This is a genomic window from Nostoc sp. UCD121 (assembly GCF_014222285.1).
Classification (GTDB): domain Bacteria; phylum Cyanobacteriota; class Cyanobacteriia; order Cyanobacteriales; family Nostocaceae; genus Nostoc.
The window spans coordinates 1-4,833 of sequence record NZ_JACKZS010000343.1 but is presented as its reverse complement, the minus strand read 5'-3'; the positions used below and the strand labels follow the sequence as shown (position 1 = coordinate 4,833).

The following is a 4,833-nucleotide window of genomic DNA, read 5'->3' as shown; positions in this document are numbered from 1 at the left end:
AGTTGGTGGAAGGGGTGCATCAAGATGTTGTGTTCTGCTTGGAACACGATCATGAAGTTGAATGTTCCTGAGATACCTAAAGGCATACCGTCAGAGAATGAACCTTGTCCGATGGGGTATACCAAGAATACTGCGGTTGCTGCTGCGACTGGAGCAGAATAAGCGATCGCAATCCAAGGACGCATACCTAAGCGGTAGGATAGTTCCCATTCACGACCCAAGTAGCAGAATACGCCAATCAGGAAGTGGAAAATTACCAATTGGTAAGGACCACCGTTGTACAACCACTCGTCTAAGGATGCTGCTTCCCAAATTGGGTAGAAGTGCAAGCCGATAGCGTTGGAGGAAGGTACTACTGCACCAGAGATGATGTTGTTTCCGTAGATCAAGGAACCTGCTACTGGTTCGCGGATACCATCGATGTCTACTGGAGGAGCAGCGATGAAGGCGATTACGAAGCAAGCGGTAGCTGCTAGCAATGTGGGGATCATGACTACGCCGAACCAGCCGATGTAGATGCGGTTGTTGGTGCTGGTGATCCATTCACAGAATCGATCCCATACGTTAGCGCTTGAGCGCTGTTGTAAGGTTGTTGTCATTGTTTTATAAGTGCGGTTAGTGATTTATGAATCAGGCTCGTTTGTCTTTGCCTGTGAATACACTTTACAATGCTTTACATTTTTTCATCAACTATTTCACTTTTGTAAAGCTGATGGAACTCATCAGCTTTGCTTATTTAAAAGCAAGTTACGAGCAAGCGAGAGGATTTTATATGAATTTCCGCGATCGCTTGCCTAAATTTGCGATATTGCGGTTACTTATACTATTTCTATATGAAGCTGCACAAAACCAACCTTGATATTTAGACATCTCCGAAAATGAATGTAGAGACGTTGCAATGCAACGTCTCTACAAAGGTTTCAGGTAAAGCATAATTAATTTCTGGAGATGTCTAATGTAAAGGGGCTGAAGCCGCTTATATAGCAATACGCTTGGGTTAAGACTAAAAACTAAAACTGGCGTATCTTGGGTTTCGTTCCTCAACTCAACCTTGTATCTTAGAATAAGTGGTAGACCGTCCCAAGGGTATTACAACCTTATATATAACGGCGTGGGGGACAAAAAATATTCCAAGCAATGCCCATAACAGTTTTCAAGACAATCGCCACAAAGATTTGCGCTTACCTAATGAAAAAGCTATGGGACTCCTATTTGATTTTTGAACAAGACTCAGTACAGATGTATCCCTCTTTTCTTCCCAATTCCCAATCCACGTAAGTAAATTCAGGAATCAAACCGGATTCCTATAAATGTGTTGTAGTTTATTTAAATAACTCCAAACATTCATTTTTTAAAATGCCTTTGGTGACTTTAATGCTTCTAAATGATTTAGCGATTACCTCTTCACAAGATAGATTAATTTGTGATTGATTTATCGAGATTAAGTCTTGAATTGAAGCACCATATACAATTTCTGATAAACCACTCCAAACACAAGCAGTTGCACACATGGGACAAGGTTCGCAAGTTGTATATATACTATAACCTTCTAAAAAATGGTTTTTAAGTTTAGCTGTTAAACTACGAATAACATTGATTTCAGCATGGGCTGATGGATCGTTGTCTCTGATAACAGTATTATGAGCTACGGCAACAACTTCGTTATCTTTAACAATCACAGCACCGTAAGGTGTATCTCCTTCTTTTGCTTGCGCCAAAGCTAAACGCATAAAATATTCTGGAATCATAGAAAGTGAGGTTAATATAAGGATAGTGATTAATAATATCGTATTTCTGATGCTATAACTGGGAATTAAGATTAGTTAATAGTCGAATATGTTATTGAGCAGACAAGAAACAGAATTCTACTTAAAAGACCTAGAAACACCAATAGGTAAGGCGATTAATTTAACACTTGCCGCTTTGGTACTATTATCATCAGGAATTTTTGTCGCAGAAACTTATAATATTCCTGATTCTGTGCGATTTCAATTACATCTAGTCGATACTGCGATCGTTATCATATTCGCGGTGGAATATTTACTCCGTTTGTGGAGTGCAGAAAACAAAATTCAGTATGTTTTTAGCTTTTATTCGATTATTGACCTAATGGCAATTTTGCCATTTTTTATAGGGATGGTGGATATTAGCTTTATCCGGCTACTGCGATGGTTTCGGATTTTACGATTAATCAGGTTTATAGATAGAAGATTTTTATTCGCTACTATCAGCACTGAAGATGGCATGATCTTTGCGCGGATATTATTTACATTATTTGCAATTGTTTTTATTTATTCTGGCTTAATATATCAAGTAGAGCATCCGGTTAATCCTCAAAATTACGGGACATTTTTGGATGCATTCTATTTCTCTGTTGTCACAATGACAACTGTGGGATTTGGCGATGTTATTCCAATTTCTGAATTAGGACGTTTGCTAACGGTATTGATGATTTTTACAGGAATTGCACTGATTCCCTGGCAAGTGGGGGATTTAATTAAGCAAGTTGTGAAAACTGCTAATCAGGTAGAAATGGTTTGTTCCAACTGTGGATTGGCTTTCCATGATATAGATGCTGGGTTTTGTAAAAGGTGCGGGACTAAGTTACCTAGTCACAGAGTTGATTGAAATGCGATCGCCTACGGCGGTATATAGTGCTAATTACCGGGTAGTTCGAGAATATAGTCAATGCCTAACGTCAACGTCATTTCGGAATATAAAAGCTTCGGTGGCAAACTCGGCTTTTACAGTCATTTCTCCTCAACCTGTAATGGTGAAATGCGTTTTGCTGTTTATCAACCACCACAAGCAAATCATAAACCTGTGCCAATTCTCTATTTTCTCTCTGGGTTGACTTGCACGGAAGAGAATTTCATGGTTAAGGCGGGGGGAGTGCAACGCTTTGCGGCTGAGTACGGCTTGATGCTGGTTGCGCCAGATACAAGTCCGCGTAATACTGGCATTGCAGGCGAGGATGATGACTGGGACTTTGGTACAGGTGCAGGCTTTTATGTTGATGCTACAGAAGAACCGTGGCGTAAAAACTACCAAATGTATAGTTATGTTGTCCACGAACTACCTGCTTTGATTAACGCAAATTTCCCCACCCAACCTGAAAAACAAGGTATTTTCGGTCATTCAATGGGGGGACATGGGGCGCTTGTCTGTGCAATGAGAAACCCAGAACTTTACAAATCAGTATCAGCCTTTGCACCTATCACTGCACCTATGCGTTGTCCTTGGGGACAAAAGGCTTTTGGTGGTTATCTTGGCAAAAATCAAGAAAGTTGGCGTGCTTATGATGCTAGCGAATTAGTCAAACAAGTAGGATATCACAGTTCAATTCTCATTGACCAAGGGACTGCTGATAAATTTTTAGCAGAACAATTACTACCGGAAGTGTTTGAGAAAGCTTGTGCAGATGTTAAGCAGCCGCTAAACTTGCGTTACCAAGAAGGCTATGACCACAGTTATTATTTCATCGCCAGTTTTATTGAAGATCATATCCGCCACCATGCGATCGCTTTATTGATTACAGCAGTTTTTATATATTTAAGCCCCACGTTTATATTTTGATTTTTGAACAAGAATACGAGAAAATGGGGAACCGAAATCAAAGTCCCTCAATTTATCGGGAGATTTAGGAGGATTTAGAGCTTTTGATACTGACAAGAGGAATTTTCAAACATCCTCTAAAAGAGCAGTTATGATTCCCACAATTATTGCACCCCATCTCTTAATCCTTCCCAGGAGCAAGGGACATTCTTGGCGTTTAATAAGTAGTTAAGCGGACATAATATTTAGTAAAACAGCGATACATGACAGATATATAATTAGTTGAGCTTTATTTTTGAGCAATTAATATGAATAATTTTGTGCCTTCTCAGCGTAGAAAAGACTATATCATCCTCTTAATAATTTGGCTGATAGCATTAGCTATAGATAGAACTTGGTTTTTATTAGATAATTCGATTCCATCCTACGATCAAAGCGCACATTTAACGACAGCATTACATCATTATAGAATTTTTCAAAACTTTAATATCTTCTCAGGAAATTGGTGGTTATCTCTGTGGCAATTAACTCCAAGTTATCGCGCTCCTTTTTTATATATTTGCACCGTACCATTCTTGATGTTGTTTGGGCGTGGATATGACCAGGCAAGCTTGGTCAACTTATTATATACTGCAATGATTATACTTTCAGTGTATCATTTAGGTGACTTTTTATTTAAAAACCGAAAAACTAGCATAACTGCCAGCGTATTTTGTTTATTATTTCCTATTTTAGGAATAATCCGAACAGATTATTTATTAGATTATGGTTTAACAGCAATTGTCATAGTAACTTTCACAATTTTGACAATTTGGAAAGATAGTTATGTTGGGTTTTTATCATGGGGATTAACTATCATATTAGGCGTAGGTATAGGTTTAATATTGTTGACTAAACCTACAGGATTTGTTTTTATTTTAGTTCCTAGTATTTGGACATTAATTACTTTTATTAGAAAACGTAAATTCATCAAGCTAATACAAACTTGCTTGTCTTTGATGATAGCTTGGTTAATTTGTGGTTTTTGGTATAGCTTAAATTGGTTAACAATTATTACATCGGCATTAAACGCTAACCAAGTCGGAAAAGGAGAAGGCGACCCTTCGGCCACAACTATTGCTGGATGGTTATTCTATCCAAAGATGATCCCAGAAAGCGTTGGTTTACCAATATTATCTATAAGTATCGGCATTTTATTAGTTTATCTTATTAAATATAAATTTACTAATGATTTAATTCCCGTATCTCTCCATAAATACGCTCGAATTTGGTTATTAG

General features: G+C 38.1%; 5 protein-coding genes and 1 pseudogene. 4 read left to right on the top strand and 2 right to left on the bottom strand.

Going from position 1 to position 4,833, the window contains the following annotated elements:
• A pseudogene (locus GNF10_RS35130) lies at positions 1 to 599 on the bottom strand (photosystem II q(b) protein); the annotation flags it as partial.
• Between the two features lie 26 nt (positions 600 to 625).
• Here GNF10_RS35130 and GNF10_RS35125 point away from each other — a divergent pair.
• A complete protein-coding gene (locus tag GNF10_RS35125) occupies positions 626 to 859 on the top strand; it encodes a hypothetical protein (protein ID WP_185582359.1) in 234 nt (77 codons plus the stop codon).
• A 463-nt stretch (positions 860 to 1,322) separates the two neighbouring features.
• Here GNF10_RS35125 and GNF10_RS35120 read toward each other — a convergent pair whose 3' ends face one another.
• Complete coding sequence (locus GNF10_RS35120) at positions 1,323 to 1,748, bottom strand: nucleoside deaminase (RefSeq protein ID WP_114085190.1); 426 nt, start codon at positions 1,746 to 1,748, stop codon at positions 1,323 to 1,325.
• Between the two features lie 88 nt (positions 1,749 to 1,836).
• On the opposite strand from GNF10_RS35120, the gene GNF10_RS35115 reads away from it, so the two are divergent.
• The 3 genes from GNF10_RS35115 to GNF10_RS35105 all read left to right on the top strand — a co-directional run.
• The gene (locus GNF10_RS35115; protein ID WP_114085189.1) at positions 1,837 to 2,628 is read left to right on the top strand and encodes an ion transporter; all 792 of its coding nucleotides are present in this window, start codon (positions 1,837 to 1,839) and stop codon (positions 2,626 to 2,628) included.
• Positions 2,629 to 2,688: 60 nt separating this feature from the next.
• Complete coding sequence (gene fghA, locus GNF10_RS35110) at positions 2,689 to 3,576, top strand: S-formylglutathione hydrolase (RefSeq protein ID WP_185582358.1); 888 nt, start codon at positions 2,689 to 2,691, stop codon at positions 3,574 to 3,576.
• A 287-nt stretch (positions 3,577 to 3,863) separates the two neighbouring features.
• A partial coding sequence (locus GNF10_RS35105; RefSeq protein ID WP_369009418.1) for an ArnT family glycosyltransferase occupies positions 3,864 to 4,833 on the top strand: 970 nt, incomplete at its 3' end.

Excerpts from the sequence above, each read along its gene's own strand:
- GNF10_RS35115 (WP_114085189.1), top strand. The coding sequence starts at position 1,837 with ATGTTATTGAGCAGACAAGAAACAGAATTCTACTTAAAAGACCTAGAA.
- GNF10_RS35125 (WP_185582359.1), top strand. The coding sequence starts at position 626 with ATGAATCAGGCTCGTTTGTCTTTGCCTGTGAATACACTTTACAATGCT.
- fghA (WP_185582358.1), top strand. The coding sequence starts at position 2,689 with ATGCCTAACGTCAACGTCATTTCGGAATATAAAAGCTTCGGTGGCAAA.
- GNF10_RS35120 (WP_114085190.1), bottom strand. The coding sequence starts at position 1,748 with ATGATTCCAGAATATTTTATGCGTTTAGCTTTGGCGCAAGCAAAAGAA.